General features: G+C 46.9%; 11 protein-coding genes and 1 pseudogene. 8 read left to right on the forward strand and 4 right to left on the reverse strand.

Annotated features, from left to right (window positions below; genetic code table 11):
* The first annotated feature begins 501 nt into the window (after positions 1-501).
* Positions 502-8,733: an immunoglobulin-like domain-containing protein gene (locus tag AC0YN3_RS26800; protein ID WP_475777964.1), complete on the forward strand. Its 8,232-nt coding sequence runs from the start codon at positions 502-504 to the stop codon at positions 8,731-8,733.
* A gap of 213 nt (positions 8,734-8,946) precedes the next feature.
* Here the strand turns inward: AC0YN3_RS26800 and AC0YN3_RS26805 are convergent, their stop codons facing one another.
* Positions 8,947-9,849 (reverse strand): LysR family transcriptional regulator, encoded by a 903-nt coding sequence (locus AC0YN3_RS26805; protein WP_475777965.1) that lies wholly within the window; start codon positions 9,847-9,849, stop codon positions 8,947-8,949.
* Positions 9,850-9,978: 129 nt separating this feature from the next.
* Here AC0YN3_RS26805 and AC0YN3_RS26810 point away from each other — a divergent pair, with 129 nt between their 5' ends.
* Both AC0YN3_RS26810 and AC0YN3_RS26815 read left to right on the forward strand, forming a co-directional pair.
* Positions 9,979-11,064: a polysaccharide deacetylase family protein gene (locus AC0YN3_RS26810; protein ID WP_475777966.1), complete on the forward strand. Its 1,086-nt coding sequence runs from the start codon at positions 9,979-9,981 to the stop codon at positions 11,062-11,064.
* Positions 11,065-11,213: 149 nt separating this feature from the next.
* Positions 11,214-12,452 carry a YbfB/YjiJ family MFS transporter gene (locus AC0YN3_RS26815; protein WP_475777967.1) on the forward strand — a complete coding sequence of 413 codons (1,239 nt, stop codon included), beginning with the start codon at positions 11,214-11,216 and terminating at the stop codon, positions 12,450-12,452.
* A gap of 191 nt (positions 12,453-12,643) precedes the next feature.
* Here AC0YN3_RS26815 and AC0YN3_RS26820 read toward each other — a convergent pair whose 3' ends face one another.
* Genes AC0YN3_RS26820 through AC0YN3_RS26830 form a run of 3 tightly spaced genes read right to left on the reverse strand, consistent with a single transcriptional unit; the run spans position 12,644 to position 14,509 of the window.
* Entirely contained in the window at positions 12,644-13,009 is a 366-nt protein-coding gene (locus AC0YN3_RS26820) for a GntR family transcriptional regulator (protein WP_475777968.1), read from the reverse strand.
* Complete coding sequence (locus AC0YN3_RS26825) at positions 13,009-13,662, reverse strand: ABC-2 transporter permease (RefSeq protein ID WP_475777969.1); 654 nt, start codon at positions 13,660-13,662, stop codon at positions 13,009-13,011. Before AC0YN3_RS26825 ends, AC0YN3_RS26820 begins: the two co-directional genes overlap by 1 nt.
* Positions 13,655-14,509, reverse strand: a complete 855-nt coding sequence (locus AC0YN3_RS26830) for an ABC transporter ATP-binding protein (protein WP_475777970.1) — start codon at positions 14,507-14,509, stop codon at positions 13,655-13,657. Before AC0YN3_RS26830 ends, AC0YN3_RS26825 begins: the two co-directional genes overlap by 8 nt.
* A gap of 403 nt (positions 14,510-14,912) precedes the next feature.
* On the opposite strand from AC0YN3_RS26830, the gene AC0YN3_RS26835 reads away from it, so the two are divergent.
* The 5 genes and pseudogenes from AC0YN3_RS26835 to AC0YN3_RS26855 form a co-directional block, all read left to right on the forward strand.
* A complete protein-coding gene (locus AC0YN3_RS26835; protein ID WP_475777971.1) occupies positions 14,913-16,730 on the forward strand; it encodes a sensor histidine kinase in 1,818 nt (605 codons plus the stop codon).
* A 30-nt stretch (positions 16,731-16,760) separates the two neighbouring features.
* The gene (locus AC0YN3_RS26840; protein WP_475777972.1) at positions 16,761-18,344 is read left to right on the forward strand and encodes a response regulator; all 1,584 of its coding nucleotides are present in this window, start codon (positions 16,761-16,763) and stop codon (positions 18,342-18,344) included.
* Between the two features lie 149 nt (positions 18,345-18,493).
* Positions 18,494-19,399: an ABC transporter permease gene (locus AC0YN3_RS26845; protein ID WP_475777973.1), complete on the forward strand. Its 906-nt coding sequence runs from the start codon at positions 18,494-18,496 to the stop codon at positions 19,397-19,399.
* A 2-nt stretch (positions 19,400-19,401) separates the two neighbouring features.
* Positions 19,402-20,271, forward strand: a complete 870-nt coding sequence (locus tag AC0YN3_RS26850) for a carbohydrate ABC transporter permease (protein WP_475777974.1) — start codon at positions 19,402-19,404, stop codon at positions 20,269-20,271.
* A 59-nt stretch (positions 20,272-20,330) separates the two neighbouring features.
* Positions 20,331-20,792 (forward strand): annotated as a pseudogene (locus AC0YN3_RS26855) (ABC transporter substrate-binding protein); the annotation flags it as partial.

Genomic DNA, 20,792 nt, shown 5'->3' on the forward strand with positions numbered 1-20,792 from the left:
AAATTCTGATCTAGCAACCATCCAAGTCCATGCCGCTTGCACGCTTAAACACAAAAACTGCCCACTTCCGGCTACAGCCAGTTTTGGACAGTTTTCATTTCGACCCGCGGATGACAAGGACATCGTTTTCATCAAATTAATATTGCCCCCGTAAAGGATAAGACTGCCTCATTGGAACTTTATTGCAACACTCGTATGATAAGATAAGTCCACATACAGAATGTGTTCCGGGAAATGATTGCAGGGTGAAAAGAAGTAGTGAGATTACGTTTTTTTGCACGTACGCTTATCGCTTTTTGAGTCCTGTTATTTTTTTGAGCTTGTGAAAACGCTAACATCGAGTCGGTTGTGGACGGATGCGACTTTACAAGATTGGACATCTGGAATAGTAAGGGGGATGAGGCGGCGGGCAGAAAAGCGGAAATGTGTTGTCAGGCCACGCATGAGTGGGTCATATCCAGATGAAAACCTAAAAATATTAACTTTGGAGGAAATGTGAGAATGATAAAAAGACGGCTATTAGCCTATTTACTTATGGCGTCGATGCTATTTACTTTGGCTTCTCCGCTAGCGTCAGTCAGCGCGGCGTGGGGAGATGCCGTATCTCTTTTGACCGTAAATGCAGGTGCGGATGGCAATACGGCGACATACGCCGATGCGCCGGACGGGCAGAAAGCGTGGAGTTTAAATACCGGAACCTCAAAGGGCGGTGGTCCTTGGGATAACCTCTTTACACCGAGCGTGGCGCCTCTGAAAGATGTATCCGCTTACAAAGACGGCTATTTCGCTTTTGAGATGTATATTCCGAGTGCCAGCTTTAAAAATATGCAAGGAAATAACTGGCTCGTCATCGTAAGCGACAGTAATCCTGCCGCGGATAAGTTTAACGCCGACTCTCGTCTCCAGCTAGATGTAAGCGGAGTTGCAAATGGAGCGGTGGGCACATGGGCGACGGTCTATGCAAAGTTATCGACGTCAAGTGCAGTAGCCGGTAATTTCAATGACGCCTGGCTAGACAAAGTAACCAGGCTGGCCATGCATCTGCAATGGGATACTAGTGTCCCTGGCACCGACGTTTTCATAAAAAACCCGCGTTTCCAGAAAAGTTCGTTAGGCGTTCCTGCTTCACCGTCAACGGCTCCCGCACTTGATGTTGCAACAAAAACAGTAACTGCGAACGCACCGGCTAGCGGGCAAGCCGTGGAATTCGCAACAAGCGAAGATGGTATCGCTCCCGCATCCGGCTGGGTGGATGGAAGCAAAAACGGTAATGTTTATACGCATCAATTTGCCACATTACCTTTGGCAGACACCTACTATGTATTCGCGCGAGCGAAAGCAGAAACCAATTATAATTTCATCGGCGCATCTACAAGAATTACCGTAACTTCAATTAACGAACAAACATTGGTAGATGAGGCGTCGTCGTCCCTGACATGGGATTCGATTAAAGGTAGCAATACTTCGAATAACGATGTGAAATCACAACTTAGTCTTCCGACAACAATAGGAACAACTAACGTAGCATGGACTTCGGACAATTCGGCAATAAGCAACACCGGAAGCGTAAATCGGTTATTTAATAGAGAAGAAGATAAAACCGTAGTACTCACGGCGACAGTAACCAAGGGTAATGCAAGTGCTACGCGAACGATTACGGTGACGGTGAAATCCGTACCGGCGGCGGTAAACGCTCTAGCTGCGACGTATTTTCCAAATATAGAAGAGGGAACGGATAATGCGGTTGCGCCGGACGGAAATAACGCGGTTAAGCTAGGCGCTGGGAAAATAGGCGCCGGCGCTGAACGGCTTTGGGATGCCCGCTTTATTAATGGCAGCGGCAATCAGAACTTATTAGCATACGCGAATCAATATTTTGTTTTTGATATGTATGTTACGCATACGGATCTTTTGAAATTAAACGGGAATAACTGGGTTGCGATGGCTTCTGGCAGCAACAATGTTGACACCAATTCGCGACTTAACCTTAATGTTAACGAAATCAAAAATGGAAAGGTTAATGAATGGATTACCGTTTATGCGCAATTATCATCTGCAAACTCTCCAAATGGCTTCAATCCCGTTAATTTGGACACGGTACAGGCAGTGAGATTGCAAATGCAGTGGTCTTCCGTGCCACAAGGCGACATCTATATCAAGAACCCGCGTTTCCAGAATTCCGTGGATTCGCCGAAAGCGACTCCTGCAGCTGTTGAAACAGCCGACGTCGTTACGTTATCGTCAGCAGCGCCGACAAATGGCCAGGCTGTGCAGTTCGCGATAAACACCACCGGTAGCGCTCCTGCAGAGGGCGATTGGACATTGGGGACTCTTCAATCAGGCGTTTATACTGCGGAACTTGCAAAACCAGCAGGCAACACCTATTATACTTTCGCACGTACGGCTCAAAATACGCAATATCCTTTCGCAGGAACGCATACAAGAGTGAAGGTGGAGCATCTTGACGACAATCAGGCAGTAGCGGACGCGAAAACGAAGCTGACCTGGGATACGATTAGGAAATCGAATGCGCTTCAATCCGAAGTAAGAACGGAGTTGGCGCTTAACGCAACGGGTGCGAATGATACGGCTATAGTGTGGTCGGCTGAACCGGCAGGTATCATAAATACCGCAACCGGAAGCGTAACCCGCGACCCTGACGTAGGAAAACCCGTGACCCTTACGGCGACAATATCCAAAGGTAATGCAGCACCTGTTCATGTGGTTTTTAATTTAACAGTAGCGAGTACGACAAACGAACTGGCTGAAGTGTTCATTGATTTCAATGATCCTGAATCATTTGAAGCAGTCGATACAATAGGGAGCGGACTCAGCGACGGTGGGGATCCAGCCGGACCGTTTGAAGGACTTCAAGGCAACGGCATAGGCGTCAGCCTCATCGGAGACGGCGGTACCGCTGTTGAAGCAGTCACTCAAAGCGGCGTGGACGCTGTAAAGGTTGGCAACTTTATGTACGTAATTGTAGACGACCTTAAACTTAAGCAAGCAAACAAGGTTGAATTAGCGGTCACATACTGGAGACCGAGCGCAACGGGCGGTATTTCGTTACAGTACAACACGATATATCCCGGCAATTTCTCTGGGTTTGAGGCGTATAGATCTGCGAGCATTCCAGCGATAGGAAGCGGAAACTCTTGGGTGACTTCACAAGTTGTGCTTAACGGAATTAACTTTGCAGTAGGCGCACAAAATCAAGGAGCACACTTCCGAATCGGTACATCCGGAGAAATCATTCAGAGCATACGAATAACCGAAATTCCCCCAACGGATGAAGAAGCGGTAAAGCTTGTTTCGGACGCGCTGACTTGGGACGCTATCAAGGGCACGAACACGAGACAGGATCTGGTTGAAACAGGTTTGACACTTGCTAAGGTGGGTTCAGCGAATACGGAGATTGCGTGGACATCTAGCAATAACACGGTAATCAACAGCAACACCGGCGCAGTGGATCGTCAAGAAGCGAGCACAGCCGTAACCCTCACGGCGACAGTAAGCAAAGGTACGGCAACACCGGTTGTGAAATCATTTAATATAGTCGTTCGCGGCACAGGTACCGGAACGGACGAGGATGCGGTAAATGATATGTTGAATAAATTGACATGGGACTTAATCAAAGGCGTGAATGTTTCTGAGGCTAATGTGACGACGAACTTAGTACTTCCGTCAATGGGTGAGAATATGACGGATATTACATGGGCGACATCCGCTGCTACCCTTATAACAGCTGCAGGCGTAATACCGACTAACCGTCCGGATGGCGGCGGTGAGGTAACGCTCACGGCGACGATAAAAAGAGGTCCGGTAGCCGCTCCAGTAACCGAGACTAAAACCTTTGTACTCACGGTTCCGAATAGATATGATTACGCAAAACATATCAGAACGGCAATCGTTCAGGAAAATGATGCGAAAGATTGGGCGATTTCTGACTTTAACGTGCTCGCTTTCGGCGCGAAAACAGCTGAGATGGCAGCAACGGAAGGTTTAGTTAATTTCGATAACAGAGAAGCTTTCCAGGCGGCAATTGATGCGGCTTATAATGACGGCGGCGGCGTCGTATACATTCCGGCGGGAACCTATGCGTTCTATTCGGAAACTACCGGCACAATAAGCGTTCAAAGCACGACTGGCAGTACAAACTACGAATATAAACAAGTTTTAAATTTGCGGGCAGGCGTACAGCTACGCGGCGAATGGGATAACCCGGATGCGGATGATTACGATGGTAAAATCGACGGAACCATTCTAGCCGTCTATGCCGGACATAATTCCGCCAATTATGACACATATGTTGACTCTGACGAGAGAGAAAATCAGACAGGCGGCAAAAAAGTAGCTAACGTGTCCGATAGATTCATAGACATGGAACAAGGCACAGGCGTAACGAACCTTTCGGTGTGGTATCCGAATCAAGATATTAATGCTACAACCACTGTTGAAAAGAGAAACGAAGATGGTCAGAAGACAGGGGAATTCGAGGACATAAAAGGAATTCCGTATCCGTGGACGTTCTATCAGAGAACCGGAAACAGCGTGACGCTTGACAACGTTACTCTGGTAAACGCTTGGGGAGGATTCATTTCCCTGCCGAGCGAGATGCATTATGTTGTGAACAGCAATATGACGGCACTCTACAAGGGCATCGTGGTTCACACCTGTACAGACATCGGCCGTATCGAAAACGTTGATATTAACCCAAAATACTGGGCGAATTCCGGACTTGACGGCGCACCTTCGCTTTCGGACACGAGAGCGTATACAAGAGCGAACGCTACCGGATTCATGATGCACCGTTCGGACTGGGAATATGTATCCGGATTGCATATTTCCGGGTATAAGACGGGGATGTGGATCGGAAGAGAACCAGGCGGCGACGAAGCCCCGAACGCGCAGTTCTACGGATTGAAAATCGAAGACAGTCAAACGGGTATATATATTGACAACGTTAACGGTTTCGGCCTGCTTATCTCGAACTCGGAATTCGGAGGCGACACTGCAGTATATTTCAACGAACGTTTCGACACATCCGTTCAATTCAACGGAGTTGACTTCAAAGGCCCGATTGTAAGCAACGCTAGAGGCGGAGTGATATCATTCGAGGATTGTACGTTCGACGAATATGACAATGTTGCACTGAACTTCCTAAGCCGAGGCAACGCATTAGTCAGTCAGAGCAACTTCAAACAGGCTGACAACCATGTAAATCTTGGAACAAACTTCGGAACATTTAAATCGGTGAATTCCGGATACAATCTTAACATCGAGAGCGCAAACCTTGACGCTCATATCGATAGCCTCGAGCTTGATGTTAAGGGTGGCGGTAATGACACCACGGTACAAATCGTGAATGACGTTGACTATCTATTTGAGCCTATTCCGAAAGACGTAAAAACAGATATTGACGTACACCCGAGACCGACATCAAGCGCAGTGCTTAGACTTGACTTCCCGCGCTCGTTGACAGGCAACGCACCAACTGTGGATATAGCTGCCAAATTGCAGGAAGCACTCGATTATATTAAAGCTAATCACGGCGGCGGTACGATCTATTTACCGGGTGGAAGATACAGATTGAATAGTCCCGTCATCGTTCCCGAAGGCGCTGAACTAAGAGGAACATGGGACGTGCAGCATCATACGCAAGGCGGAGGTACGGCGATATTTACAGCTTACACCGGCGGGGCTCAGGGAGAAAACGGAGCTTCTCTCATACAGCTTAAGGCCAATGCAGGTGTCAGAGGGCTTAACATTACGCAATCGAATATAACCAGCGTCAACCTCGACAATCCCGACCAAACGCTAAAAACGCCGTTTTTGGTACAGGGGCAAGGCGCAGGCGTATATGCAATCAATTTAACCATCCCGATAGGGGATAAAGGAATAGACTTGGCTTCGTATAAAACCGATGGCCACTATGTAGATTATTTAGGCGGCACGCTCCTCAGAGCAGGCATTTGGGTCGGAGGAGGCGCGGAAGGCGGATTTATCAGAAATATGCAATTCAATCCGCATTACGCTTTGAGACTTCCGGGAGGTCAAGGCTATTCAGCGCCTACCGGCGATTTGTACGGATTCGTGCAAAGGTACATGAGTGCGCTCAAATTCGCTGATGTGGAAGACCAGACGATTTTCAACAATTTCGTTTTCGGTTCGGTATACGGCATACACTTCCTGAAAAGAGATTTGGGGAACGGCGAATTCGCATATCCTGGAAAAATGACGATGATTGGTCACGGTTCGGACGGAACCACGTATGCTCTCTATGTGGAAGACGCGGACGAACATACCAAAATAATCGCGATCAACTCGGAATTGGTTAATACAAACATCGTGACGGAGCCGAACAGAGCGTATGTCAGAATGGGCGAGGCAGCTAATACTGCAAAAATCCATCCAGATTCCGAACTTGTTCTGTACAACAGCGCGTTCTGGGGAAGTCCGAGCGTAGCGGGAGCGATCGTAAATAACGGTAACGTTCGTTTACAGCAAGCGAACTTCACTCAACTACCTGGCAACAATCCGGGTATAGATGTCCACGGCGGTAAGGCGCATGTATACACTTCTTACTTCCAGCCGTCCAAGAACGGGCAGAATAATAATGTGTATGCCATGCTGCGCGAGGGAGGCACATCGATAGAGCTTAGCAACAATTATTACGCATCCGGGTTGAGGAACAGCACCCCAGCAAGCAATCCGTACGGCATTTACGGCTCGGATTTAATTGCTGAACCGTTTGTATTTAACCTAACCAAAAACGGAGATAAACAACAATTCGACGTGAAGTATAATGTCGGAGGAAGAGCCTCTGCACCCGGGACATTGAAAATGGTTTCACCGGCTGCCTATGCTGAAGATTTTACTCCCATTGCATTTAACGCGCTTGCGGCGGGCGAATCCGTAACCGTTGATCTACCGTATTATGTCGCAGGTCTGGTTACATTCGAGATTCAGCTCGAAGACGGAAAAGCCTACACCTATACGTCGAAATTCGATGAGGCTTACGCTGAAAAGGTAAGTTCTGCAGGTGCTGAAAATCCGGCAAAAAGTGCCGCAACCCCGGCATTTGTTATGGACACAAAAGATTATGTAACTTCGGGTACGTGGGATGGTCCGCAAGATCTCAGCGTAGGCTCGCATTTCGCATGGGACGACGGCCATTTATACGCGTACATTGTCGTTGCGGACGATGTGCACTTCAATAGCCAGACCGGGGGAAATATATGGAGGGAGGACAATTTGCAGTTAGGCATTGATTTACGCAACCCTGCAACCAACAGTACTATGCGGAATGAATTGGGATTCACGCTCACCAATGACAACCAAGTAATCGTATTCCCTTGGACCCGTCCTACAGGCGTCAATGCCCCGATTGCCCCGACAACCGATATCGTGGCAAAGATTACGAGAGATGAAGATACGAAAACGACGATTTACGATTTAAAGATTCCGTTTAATACGGTTTATAATAATCCTGCATCGGAACTAGCGGACGGAAGAATCGGAGTTTCGATCATGCTCAACGAATCTGACGGCTCGCGTGAATCAGACAGCACTAGGGCCACATTTGAAGTTGAAAGCGGACAATTAAAGAACTCAGAGCTATTTACAGGTTTATACTTGTTAAACGCAGGCGAATACAATGAACGGGTTGAAGCTTCGGCAAGGGCTGCCGTATCAAAGGCTCTCGCGTCTGGATCAGCTGCCGATATCGCTATGGCTCGCAACTTTGTCATTATTATGGCAGACGGCGAAGCTAAGACGGATCTTCTTAACCAAATCAAAGATACCGATCAGAATAGCGAAATCACCCCAACTGCTGCTGAATTTGATTTGAACCCGAGCAAGCAGCAAGCAGCTGCAATAAAGCTGGAGCTTAAAGGGAATACACTGGCAGCCATTAAGAACGGCAGTGCACTGCTACAGGCCGGAACCGACTATATTGTGATTAGCGATCAGGTCACGATTACGACGGCTTACTTGGCGAAATTACAAAAAGGCACTGCGCAGCTAACGTTTGAGTTCAGCGCAGGCCAGCCGCAGGTGCTGACGATTACAGTAGTTGATACAACGCCTGGCAACAACGGCGGTAACAACGGTGGTAACAATGGTGGCAACAATGGAGGTAACGCTGGCGGAAATAACGGGGGTAGCACCGGCGGAAATGAAGAGAACCAGATTGAATTGAAGGATATTGCCGGACACTGGGCAGAAGCCGCGATTCGTAAGGCAGTGGCAAAAGGCTTTGTGGTAGGCTATAAGGATCAAAGCTTCAAGCCAAATGCGGCAGTAACCCGTGCGGAATTTGCAGTGATGTTAACCCGCGCTTTGACTGTGGAAGGCGCTGAAAAGCAGCATGCCTTCAAAGATGAAGCTAACATTGCTTCATGGTCAAAAGAAGCGCTTGAGCAGGCAGTAGCAGCGGGCGTTTTAAGCGGCTATTCGGATGGGACGCTGCGTCCAAATAGCGGTTTGACACGCGCTGAGCTTGCGGTTATGATTGCTCGTGCTTTGAAGCTGGAAGACCAAAAGGACAATGCAGCAATCTTCACTGACAACGATAAATTGCCAGAGTGGGCAAAAGGCGCGATTGGCGCAGTAGCTGCAGAAGGGTTTATGCAGGGCAAGGAAGGCGGCAAGTTTGACTTCCATGCAGTGGCAACCAGAGCGGAAGTCATTACAATTCTACTCCGTATTTTGGAGCTGGATGAGAATTAAGAAGATCAGTCAGCAGAATTGCAGCAAGCGGATCGTAGAGTCTTAATTAGTAAGGATGTCAGCGGCGGTTAGCCAAGGCTGGCATCCTTTTTATTTGGCTTTGTTTGGTTAGGCATTGAAGCGCGATTGCAATGGCAGTGCGTACTTGTCATGAACAATTTTGATAGACTTTACGATTGTATCTCTTAACTTGCTTTGATGGTGGCATGGAATTCATGCGCTTGGCAGCGTAGTATTGGGTTCGCGAATGCTCCTGATTTCATTCATTAAAAATAATGCTGCTTTGCCTAGGGAGTTTTTGTTTGGATAGGCGATGCCAATCGTGACGACAGGATTCAAATCGGCTATAGGCCTTATGACCAAGGAGCCTTCCTGTTCCAACCCGCTGTAAATGGGAACAATCCCGATGCCGAACTCTGCCTTAACCATTTGTTGTATGACAAAGAAACTTCCAACCTCCCTATAAGAGAACAGGTTTCGCTCCGTTGGATAAATCGCCGTTTCCCAAAGCTCCCGATAGATACAAGTCGGTTCTTTGACTAGAACGGTTAGCCCCGCGAGGTCGTTCGCCGTGATGCTATCCCTACCGGCTAATAAGTGATTCATGTGCAGCATGACCCCTAATCTTTCTTCAATCAGCGGCTCAAACTCCAGCATGAGCTTCGTAGGCGGCGCCGAGCACACGCCGAAATCCAGTTGACCGGCCCGAACCCTCTCCGCAATCGATCTGCTGCCGCCTACTTCCATGGTTAATTCCACTTTCGGTCGAGCCTTGCAAAAGTCAGCTATGATGGTCGCTAGCTGCTGGCTTGCGATGGGCTCGATAGCGGCAAAACGAACCGAGCCGTTATCTCCCTCGGCAATATCCGAGACGGTCTGCCTCATAGCATCAATTGACTTCAGTAAAGTAGAGGCTTCCTGGCAGAGCCAGCGGCCGGCTTCGGTTACGATCATGCGTTTTCCGTCGCGTACGAATAAAGAAACGCCAAGATCAGCTTCGAGACGCTGAATCTGGAGGGTTACCGTAGAAGGTGCATATTGGAGTTCCTCGGCGGCTTTCAGAAAATGTCCAAGACGCACGCAAGCCTCGAAGGTTTTTAAAGCTCGAAGATCCATAGTCATCACCTTTGTTTAAGTTATTTAAACCATTTGTTCATATTATTCAATTTTACAAAACAATTATGTGATTTTACAATAGGGATAACGGTATCATGCTGGAAGGATACCACAGAAGGAGGATTAACAATGACAAACCTGGTCATTACTCACGGCAATGCAGCGGTTTCTCACTGTGCCTTTACGTTCGATGACGGTCCGATGCGTATTCCTATTGACGCATGGCTGGATGCCTTGGAGCAGGGAGGCGCGTGCGGGACGTTTTTTTTAACTGGCGAGTGGTTTGATCGGTACCCGGCCAAAGCAAGAGAAATGCTAGCCAGGGGGCATGAACTCACAACGCATACCTACCATCACCGGAGAATGGCGGATGTGACCAAATCCGTATTCTTTGAAGAGCTGAAGCTGGCTGAGCTCGCTTATCAGGAAGCGACGGGAAGGCCGTCACCGACCTTCATGCGTTTTCCTTACGCTTCTTATCGGGAGGAGAATTTGGAATGGCTTCGGGAGTGGAGCTATTTGCTCGTCGAGGGGGAGGATACCATCGATTGGTCGGGCCCGCCAAGCGCGCAGCTTGTGGAGCGGGTGTTGCCAAAGCTGGTTAATGGGTCGATTCTTATGTTCCATGCCAATGAAATTGCCAAAGAGACGTCGCAGGCCATTAAATCGCTCGTGCAACATACGCACGCCAAAGGTCTTGCCGTAGTTCCCGTATCCGAACTGCTTCAAGCTGATGGTATCCGGGTAGGCGAACGCAGCTGGCAAGTCCGCTTCAAACCGGCTCTTCGCCATTATTTCCATAGCGAGCAGTGGAAGCGCGTAGCAGGGGATGATGAATTGCGGAAGCTGGCCGCCGATTCACTTGAATGGGGGAATCCGAAAACCCCTGCAGGGTCAGGAGCCTATAGCAAATGGCTGCAAATGCTTTCCATGTTGGCCCAGACGGATAGCGAAACGCGCTTATTCGCCCGCAGCTTTGCCGACCAGAACTGGGCATACGTGTGTGCTTCGGTCCGCGGCGGCGCGTTGGTGCTGGAGGACTTTGCTACAAAGGAAACCCATGCGGATGCCTTGGTTTATATCCTGCAATGGGCGGCTAACGAGGCAGCGGCCCTGGGCTGCGATTGGGTTGTCAGCACACGGGACATGCGGCGCATTCACAAGATGTGCGAACAGCTGGGATTCGAAGCGGAGATTATATTGCAAGAAGGATAGAGGCCGAGAAGACATATATCCCGTATAGCGCGCATCCATAAGGCAATGCTATGGCCCAGGTTCAACAGAGTATCGCGTAAAGGGCAGGTGAGCTATATAAATAGAACGCTTGCCTAGTCAGCTATATAAATGGGGGGAAGATGGGGGAAATGGGTACAAAACCCGCATTTAATTGGATTACTCTGTGGGCATCGTTTTTGTTTGTCGTCATACTCGGTTTCTCCCGGCTCTCCTACGGCATGTTTTTGCCGGGAATCCAGAGGGTGATCGGGGGGAGCTACGCGCAGTTGGGTATGCTGGGCACGGTCAACTTTATCGGTTATTTGGCCGGGACATTATGTCTTTCTCCTCTGATTGCGCGGTTTCCAGACCGTAAACCTATCATTAACCGAATGACGTGCTTATTGCTCGGATTGACTTTGATCGGCTCGGCATTCAGCGATCATTTTGCCCAACTTGGGTTTTGGCGGTTCGCTATTGGATTGTTATCGGCCTTTGCCACCGTATTAGTCTTGTCCATTGCAATGGATGCCGTTCGACCGGCGGAACGAGGAATGGCATCCGGTCTCATATGGATGGGCGGATCTGCTGGCATTCTAGTGACGGGTTTATTTGCCCCCTTTACCATAGATTCTTCACACTTGCAGGGGTGGCGGTATGCTTGGGTGGCCATGGGCGTATTCGGGGTAATTGCCGCGTTCGGTTTCGAGTATGCCACCAGAAAAAGGGGAGTCGAAAGATTACCCTCGCGGACCGAATCGAAGCCACGGGACAAAGAAAGCGAGAATGTATATCGTCTTCTCTTGAACCCGAATCGGCTCTTGTTCCTAATCGCTTCTTATTTCTTCTTCGGCTCAGGATACATTATCTATTTCACGTATTTGATTCCCTATCTGGTGAGCAATGGCATTCCGTCCCTCTATGCCGGGTTGATATGGTCCGGAATCGGATTTGCGGGTTTGTTTAACGGTTGGATTGGAGGCAGAGCCATAGACCGATGGCCGAGCGGCTATACGCTTGCGACGGGGTTAACTTTGGGGACGGTCGGCGTGAGCGGGGTAACCACCGATAATATGTTATTTACCGTGCTCGGAGCCGCCACGATTGGGCTGGTTTCCTTTATTACCCCGCCGCTAATGACGACTGTACTATTGCGTCGCCATGTCCCTCACCACGCGTATGCGGCATGTCTTAGCGCAGCCACTGCTTTTTTTGCCTGCGGACAGATTATCGGCCCCATCGTTGGAGGCGTGGTGGTCGCAAGGTACGGCTTGCAATTCGGAGTGGCATCCAGCGCAATCTTTATGGCAATTGCCGCCTCGATGGCTGGTTTGTACGGACGAGAGCAACAAAAGAATGAGATCCGTAATTTGCCTAATAGCGTTTGAGTGGAAAGACGAGCTTGTGCGGGGAATATTCCTCTCGGCTCCATACAAAAAAACGCCACCGCATAACGGAGGCCGGTGAAGATCTTTCTTTCTTCACTGGCCTCCACATTGCGCAGCGGCGATTTTTTGTCAAAATATAAGACTTTGTATGTTTAACGTGAAAACCGAGCGGGATACACATTCATACCCCATCAATAAATTTTCTTCAGAAGCTCGAAAACCTCTTCTATCCCAAGCCCAAAGGATTTGTAATAGGAAGCGTCAATCACCATCTGCTTCAGAATCATTTCATTGCGTTTTTGAAGCATTTCATCGGATGAGAGATCGGTGACAAAACAGCCTTTGCCGGTAACCGTATAAATTAAACCGCATCGTTCGAGCTCTTCCCAGGCTTTTTTGACGGTAATGATACTTACACGAAGCTCCGTGGCTGCTAGTCGGATAGGCGGCAAGCTATACCCGTTTTCCAGCTCGCCCTTGAGGATTTGAGCGCTGATTTGTTCGAATAGCTGTTGATAAATGGGCTTCTCGGAGGTATTCGAAATTGCAATGTTCATTACATTTCCACTTTCTCAAATCGTTTGTTGGCAATATAATAAGCGATTATCGTAAATATTGCAAAGATTGCAATACCAGAGAGCAAGAGAGCCATTTGTATGGGCAAACTTTCAGCACCGGCTCCCTTGAACAGATCATTAACGAACGAGTTCTGTATGCCAAGCCACTCTGCGCCCCCGGCAAACAGGATAGCGGCTGTGATAGACGCAACCGATGCTGCGCCGTATTTATAAGCCGTCTTGTAATAGATAGGGATAAAGATGATATTGAAAATCGCCAGCATGACGAACGATAATCCCCAGAAACCAAAGGATGGCGCAAAGAAATAGTAGGTCATATTTGGATATAAACGAATGCTAATCAGCCCATATATAACGGCGGTAACGATATGCAACAATTCCAGAATGACAATAAAGGATATCTTTGCTTTTACCATATCAGTTTTCTTGACAGGCAGCATGCTCGTAAACATTAAATCGTTCTGGCTTTTGTATCCTCCGAACAAATTCGGTATTGTAAGAAAACAAAAGTATAGGGTAACAAGGAAATAAAGCCATCCCGGAATCAACATTAACGCGCCTGTCAAAAAGGGCAATACATAAAAGAAGGGACTTATGCCTAGCTTTAATTCTTTGATCAATAAGTTATACATCCTGATCCTCCTTTCTCGAGAAATAAATCATAATCTCCTCAAGGTTGGGAATGGATGATTTGATCGTTAAAGAAGGATCAAAGTCTCTGGTATGAATGAGGCCCGTAAAGCCGAAAGAATTGATTTTATAGGAAATCAACCGGTCCTTAATCAAGTCCAACTGCTCTTTTTTACCATTCAATAGGCGATACGCATTAACAAATTCCTCTTTTTCGGCACTGTTGATAATTTGCCCGTTATGGATGTAGGTAATATAATCGGCGCATTTCTCCAAGTCGGAAGTGATATGGGTTGAAAAAAGGATGCTAATTTCGCCGTTTTGCACCAGCTCTTGGAATATATCGAGCAGATTGTCACGGGCGGCCGGATCAAGACCGCTCGTTGGTTCATCCAGAATAAGAAGCTTTGCGCCATGTGACAAAGCAAGGGTCAAGCTGTATTTGACCTTCATCCCGGTCGATAACTCGGCTATTTTTTTATCTTCGATCAATTTGAATTTTTTCATATATTTGTAATACGTGTCATCATCCCAATTGCGATAAAACGTTTTGATCACATTCGTTAACGTTTTGATTGTGCTGCGGGTATAAAAATTGATGTCGCCAAATGCGGAGCCAATATCTTGTTTCAATTCGAGTTCGTGCTCGGCCATGTTTTTGCCCAATATACTGATTTCGCCGCTATCCATACGGACTAGGTTCAAAATGGCTTTAATGGTGGTTGTTTTACCTGCTCCATTCGCTCCGATAAACCCCATAATAAAACCTTTTTCCAGTTGAAAAGATACATCTTTTAATTGAAAGTGCTCGTATTTTTTATTTACCTTTTTTAAATCCAACGCCAGCATATCGATTCATCCACCTCCGAATTGTGTATGTTGTATATGCACAATATATCGCCAACGAAAGACCATGTCAAGACAAATTTGCAAACGTTTGGTTGGAGCCTGTCACTGCACGGGGAGTGGTTGTTAAGGGTGAGGGGGCTGTGTTCCTTTCTATTTCGATCTAGTTGCAGAAGAACGCTTGGCTAGACAAGGTGATAAATGGACTGAGTAAATTCAGTTTGGTTTAGGTTGGTAGGCTGTCCCAATGGTCTTGAAGACATTTGAGATGGTACAATGTTTAAATATATTCATTAAAATGACTATGTAAAAACTTTAAATCCCCCGTAGAAAACTAAAATATCTTAAAGTATACTTTCGTGTAACCGAGTACAAGGACAAATATTCAAGATGGAAGGGCATGTATATGGAGCGTAAAAGCTGGTTGCAAAAAGCAGTATCGTCGATTAAAAACATGAGGTTCCAATATAAATTATTAATGGGGTATTTGCTCGCTTGCGTTGTTCCCTTACTATTTGTAAGCGCAATCATATTTCATGAATCGGCTGAAGGGCTTGAGGATTCCTCTGAGGAGTTTGCCTCATTGTATACTTCGCAAATCAGGACAACATTGAGCGAATTCATACAGGAATACGACACCGTTACAAAGTCGGTTCTAGTAGACAACGATTTGATCAATAGCATTGGAGAAGAGGGGAATATGCCCATAGACGAGTTGATCATTCAAAAAGTCGCAGTACAGCGGCTATTAATGAGGGTGGCGCTGCTTAAACCGGAGATCGGCTCCGCCATGCTCATCAGTCGCGAAAACAGCGTGTATCAATATTCGACCACGGCAAGCAGAGTAAATGAGCAAATCTTATTATCTCGCGATTGGTACAAGCAGATCCGGAGCTCTGATGATACGTTTTTCATAACTGGGCTGCATGATCGCTCTTATTACGAAGATAAAGCAGCAGGTGCCATGGTAACGGTAGGAAGAGTGTTATTCAATTACGACGGGGCATATGCAGGCATTCTGCTCATGGATCTAGATCCGTTCGCATTGCTTCGGCTTGATCATGAATTCGTTCTGGCTCGCGACAAATACGGCATTAGCGTAATCATTAGCAATAACAAAGGAGAAATCGTCTACCATTCCGATGCGGCAAGCGGCCGATTATCTTGGCAGCATGTCCTTGAATCGGGAGATCAGTATAGGGCGGACGATAGCAGCAAGGGCAAAATTATATTATCGGGAAGCACTGCGCAAGGTAATTTGTTCGTGAAAACCGAGATTCCCCGTTCGAAGCTGCTGCACAAAATCAACCAAATCAAAGGTGTGACGGTGACGGTTATCGTGATGAGTTGTGTGGTTATAACCCTGATCTCGGTAGGCTTGAGCTATACGATTACGAGGCCGATTAAATCTCTGCGCAGAAGCATGAAACAGGCGGAGGCAGGGCAATATTTACCGATTGAGAGAAAACAGGCCAATGATGAAATCGGAAGCTTGGTGCATAGCTACAATAAAATGATCATTACAATTCGCACATTAATTAAAGACGTCTACATTGCGGAAATCAAACAGCGGCAAGCCAAATTTATCGCGCTGCAGAATCAAATCAACCCGCACATGTTGTATAACACGTTGGAATCGATCCGAATGAAGACGTTGGTAAAGGGTGACGAGGAAACGGCCGACATGATTAAGATATTGTCGCGTATGTTCCGGTTAGCCTTAAATAAAGAAGGCAAACATCATTCGATAAATCATGAATTGGAATATACCATCAACTATTTAAAGCTTCAAAACATCCGGTTTGAAGACATGTTTAGACTCCATACCAGAATTCCAGAAGAAATGTTGCATTGCAGCATCATACCGCTTATTTTCCAGCCAATTGTAGAAAATAGCATCAACCATGGCTTTAAAGATTATGGCCATCCCTTGAATATCGAATTGGAGGGCATTTGGACGGAAAAAGGAGATATTCTTATCCGTGTGACCGATGACGGAGGAGGCTTTTCGTTGCAGAAGCAAGAGGAATTGCGTGCGTTGCTGGAGGACGCAGAAACGGATAAATATAAGCTCGAACAAACGGATTCAACTGAGAGTAACGGAATCGGTCTTAAAAACATCGCCGAACGAATCAAAATCCAATATGGAGACAGGTACTATTTGTCGATACAAAGTAGATTAGGGCATGGCACTACGGTCGAACTATTAATTCCTAAGCGATAGGACTGTATTAGAAAAAAGGGAGGCAATGAATTGAAAATCGTTCTAGTGGATGACGAAAAAGTTATTGTGGAAGGGATCAAATTCATCATAAACCGATATATTCCGGAATGCACGGTTGTAGGCGCAGCGTACAATGGCTTGGAAGGCGCTAAACTCATTCACAAATTGAAACCGGATATTGTAATTACGGATATTCGAATGCCACAAGCTGACGGACTCGAGATGATTAGTAGGTTAAAAGAGAAAGGCAGCCAGACGAAATTCATTCTCTTAAGCGGATATACTGAATTTGAGTATGCTCGTAGAGGCTTGAATCTAGGGGTCCTGTCCTATATCAATAAACCGGTAGAAGAAGATGAGCTTCAGGCATGCGTGTACCAAGCCATGAAGGCGATTCGAGACGAAAAAGCGAAGTCGCGGGAAGTAGACGACTTGAAACAGAATATCCATAGCCGAATGCAAGAGCGTGCCCTTAGGGATATTCTTGATTTCGGTAGCGATAATATTGAACTGATGGAGGAATCGCTTGAGATTGCTCAATTCCAGACCGAGGGATCATGGTTTGCTTGCATCATATTGGAATTCGATAGCAATAATGATGCATTGAAGGAGTCAGGCCTTCAGCAGGTGTATGCCGTAATCGATCAGACACTTGGCCAATTTCGAGCGGTACATCGGTTCCGATACTCAGCCACTCAAATTGCGATGGTGGTTTCACAAGGAAGCCCCATCGGATACGCGGATTTGGTTCGTTCGATGCATCGGTTAAAGGAAGAAGTATATCTACTAGCGGAATGGACCATGACCGTCGGCATCGGAACGGTGCAGAAAAGGGCTGCTGGAATCAGTCAATCCTTTGAGGAAGCCCGATATGCATTAAGTTATAAAGTGGTCAAGGGAGCGAACGCTATCATCGAGTATCCTGAGATCTCCAATCAATCTGGACGGAGTCAACCGGTTTCGGGCGAGATGATCGCTAAGCTGGAAACTGCGCTCGACAATGTGAACGAAAAGGAGTGCTTAGGCATCATACGCGAAATTTTCCGGATGATGGAAGCCGAGTCCAGCATGAATCCCGCAGACATCCAGCTACAGTGCCTGAACATCCTGTTAGCGAGCATTCGAAAGATGTCATTTCAACAGCTTCAGCACAATGATTTCTTAGGCCGCCATATTCTATCGCTGGAGGGAATGTCCAAGTTCCGAACGATGGAGTTTCTGGAGGAATGGATGACTGAGGTCATAAGAAGAATCATTCAGTTCAAGCTGGAGCACAATATTCCCCAAAAAAAGGACATTATTGCAGAGGTAAAAGAATACGTGAAAGCACACTTCAGCGAACCGATTACTCTTACGGATTTGTCCGCACGTTTTTTTATCAGTCCCTATTATTTAAGCCAGTTTTTTAAGCAAAAGACGGGAGAGACCTATGTGAGTTTTTTGACGCAGATTCGCATGGGTAAAGCGAAAGAGCTTCTTGAGAAGTCAGATTTAAAGGTATATGAAATTTGCCAAAGGGTAGGTTATTCTGATACCCAGCACTTTGCGCGCGTGTTTGAGAAGCTAGTTGGCTGCAAACCAAGGGAATACCGGAAGAACTTGCCTAATGAATAATTTTATCAGACCACTCCATGAGGGAGTGGTTTTGTTTTACTTAAAAATGACCTTGTTTATCCTTAAAAATGCCTAATTGAGCGACACTATCCTTGGTTGTATAGTATCACTGTAAGCGAATACAACAACTAGATAGTGGGGGGATAAATTTGAAAGCATTTGCAAACCTTCGATTGAAGGTTTACTGGCCGCTTTATGTAATGGCCATTCCGGGGATCGCGTTCCTCATTGTATTTAAATACATTCCGCTGGCCGGAGCCGTAATCGCCTTCAAAGACTATTCAGTATTTAAAGGGATTCTCGATAGCCCATGGGTAGGATTGAAGCACTTCGAGACATTGATGCAGCATCCCGACTTTGCCCGTGTGTTCGGGAACACGCTGATGCTTGGGTTTCTCAAGTTGGCCTTGGTGTTTCCGGTGCCCGTGCTGCTCGCGCTGATGATTAATGAAATCCGAAAAACGGCGCTCAAGAAAGGGATTCAGACCGCATTGTATATCCCGCACTTTTTGTCTTGGGTAATCGTTTCCGGTATCGTATTTGACTTTTTTTCCTTAAACGGACTTTTTAACATCGTCTTGGGATGGTTGGGTAACGAGCGGCTGCTGGCGATGCAAGAAAGCGGGTACTTTAGGCCGATTTACGTCTTATCCTCCATCTGGCGCGATGCCGGTTGGGGAACCGTGGTATATATTGCCGCCATCAGTGCAATCGACCCTCAGTTGTATGAGTCAGCGATGATGGACGGAGCATCCAAGTTCAGGCAGATGCGGCACATTACTTTCCCGCTTCTGTTGCCAACTGTTCTAGTCTTGTTCCTTCTTGAAATCGGTAACTTCCTGGATCTCGGTTTCGATCAGGTCTACAATTTAATTACCCCTATGACCTATAGCGTAGGAGATATATTAGATACGTATGTATTCCGGACAGGCATTCAGCAAGCACAGTACAGTTTCGCTACGGCCGTTGGTTTGTTCCAGTCAATTATCGGACTTGTCATGGTATATATCTTTAATAGAATGTCGAAGAAAGTTTCGGATGGGGGGCTTTGGTAGACATGTTTGAAGCGAGAAGAGAGAAAATATTCGTATTTGGCATAACAGTTGTTCTTATCTTGTTCTCCATAATAGCTTTGGTACCGCTCCTATCCGTAATCGCAACCTCTTTCAGTTCAAAGAGCGCCGTGGATATGAATCTGGTTACCTTATGGCCCAAGCAGTTTACTTTAGATTCTTGGGGGTATATCATTGATCGTCCCGATTTGTGGAAATCGTTTTTCCTGACCTTGGTTACTACGTTGATCGGAACGGCATTGGCTCTTTTAATGACCGCGCTGCTTGCGTATCCGCTATCGAAGCCGGAATTCCGGTGGGGATCGGTAATCATGATTGGCGTTGTGGTTGCCATGATATTCAAAGCGCCTATAGTTCCTTACTTTCTGACGGTACGTGCTATAGGACTTTATGACAATCCATTGGTGCTGATCATACCGCATATACTGAATCCATTTAACCTAATCATCATGAGAACGTTTTTCAAGCAATTTTCCAAAGAGTTGGAAGAGGCCGCCTTCCTTGAAGGCTGCGGATATTTCCGGATGCTGTTTCAGATGGTGCTGCCGCTCTCCAAGGCCGTACTTGCGACATTGGCTTTGTTTTACGGCGTGGTGTTGTGGAATCAGTTCCAGCATCCGCTCTTTTTCTTGCAGAATCCGGATTGGTTCCCGCTGCAAATTAAAATTCGGCAGTTTATTACGGACGATAACGTCATCTTAGCCGGTGTGACCTCCATGATCGATCAGAATTACAATGAGCGGACCTTAAGAGCCGCGACAGTTATTTTTGCCATCGTCCCGATTATTATGGTATACCCTTTCTTGCAGAAGTATTTCGTCAAAGGGGCGATGATCGGTTCTGTAAAAGGTTAATGCTTGCAATTCAAATAAATGTATATTGTAAAACAACATGACTACACGGAGGAAATCATATGATTCCAAAAAAAACGGCGCTGCTACTAGCGGCTGTCATTTTAGCGGCCACAGCCTTAACGGGCTGCAGCGAGAATGCAAACCAATCCAAAAACACAAACCAGAACCAAACAGATAGCGTAGATGGTGTGGTCGATATCGAAGTTTGGGGAACCAATATCGGCTACAAACCCATAACCAAGGGCAGCCCCTTGTATGAATTCTACAAGGAAAAGCTCGGTGTCGGCGTCATCCATCCCTATGTGGAATGGAACGGAGGCACCAACTACCTGAATCAGCTGAACTTAAAGATCGCGGCCAATGAAATGCCAGACATGTTCACTCCCCAGCAAGGCATTGAAGACAGCCTAGCCAAAAACGGAGCCATTGCAGACCTGACGGAATTGCTGCCGGAGTATGCGCCGAACGTATGGGAAGCAATTCCGGCGGAAATGTGGGACGTTGTCAAGGCGAATGACCCG

The sequence above is a fragment of the Paenibacillus sp. J22R232 genome, assembly GCF_056269165.1.

What these genes read in the sequence shown, in the direction of transcription:
- AC0YN3_RS26800 (WP_475777964.1), top strand. Translation starts at nt 502, where the DNA reads ATGATAAAAAGACGGCTATTAGCCTATTTACTTATGGCGTCGATGCTA.
- AC0YN3_RS26805 (WP_475777965.1), bottom strand. Translation starts at nt 9,849, where the DNA reads ATGGATCTTCGAGCTTTAAAAACCTTCGAGGCTTGCGTGCGTCTTGGA.
- AC0YN3_RS26810 (WP_475777966.1), top strand. Translation starts at nt 9,979, where the DNA reads ATGACAAACCTGGTCATTACTCACGGCAATGCAGCGGTTTCTCACTGT.
- AC0YN3_RS26815 (WP_475777967.1), top strand. Translation starts at nt 11,214, where the DNA reads ATGGGTACAAAACCCGCATTTAATTGGATTACTCTGTGGGCATCGTTT.
- AC0YN3_RS26820 (WP_475777968.1), bottom strand. Translation starts at nt 13,009, where the DNA reads ATGAACATTGCAATTTCGAATACCTCCGAGAAGCCCATTTATCAACAG.
- AC0YN3_RS26825 (WP_475777969.1), bottom strand. Translation starts at nt 13,662, where the DNA reads ATGTATAACTTATTGATCAAAGAATTAAAGCTAGGCATAAGTCCCTTC.
- AC0YN3_RS26830 (WP_475777970.1), bottom strand. Translation starts at nt 14,509, where the DNA reads ATGCTGGCGTTGGATTTAAAAAAGGTAAATAAAAAATACGAGCACTTT.
- AC0YN3_RS26835 (WP_475777971.1), top strand. Translation starts at nt 14,913, where the DNA reads ATGGAGCGTAAAAGCTGGTTGCAAAAAGCAGTATCGTCGATTAAAAAC.
- AC0YN3_RS26850 (WP_475777974.1), top strand. Translation starts at nt 19,402, where the DNA reads ATGTTTGAAGCGAGAAGAGAGAAAATATTCGTATTTGGCATAACAGTT.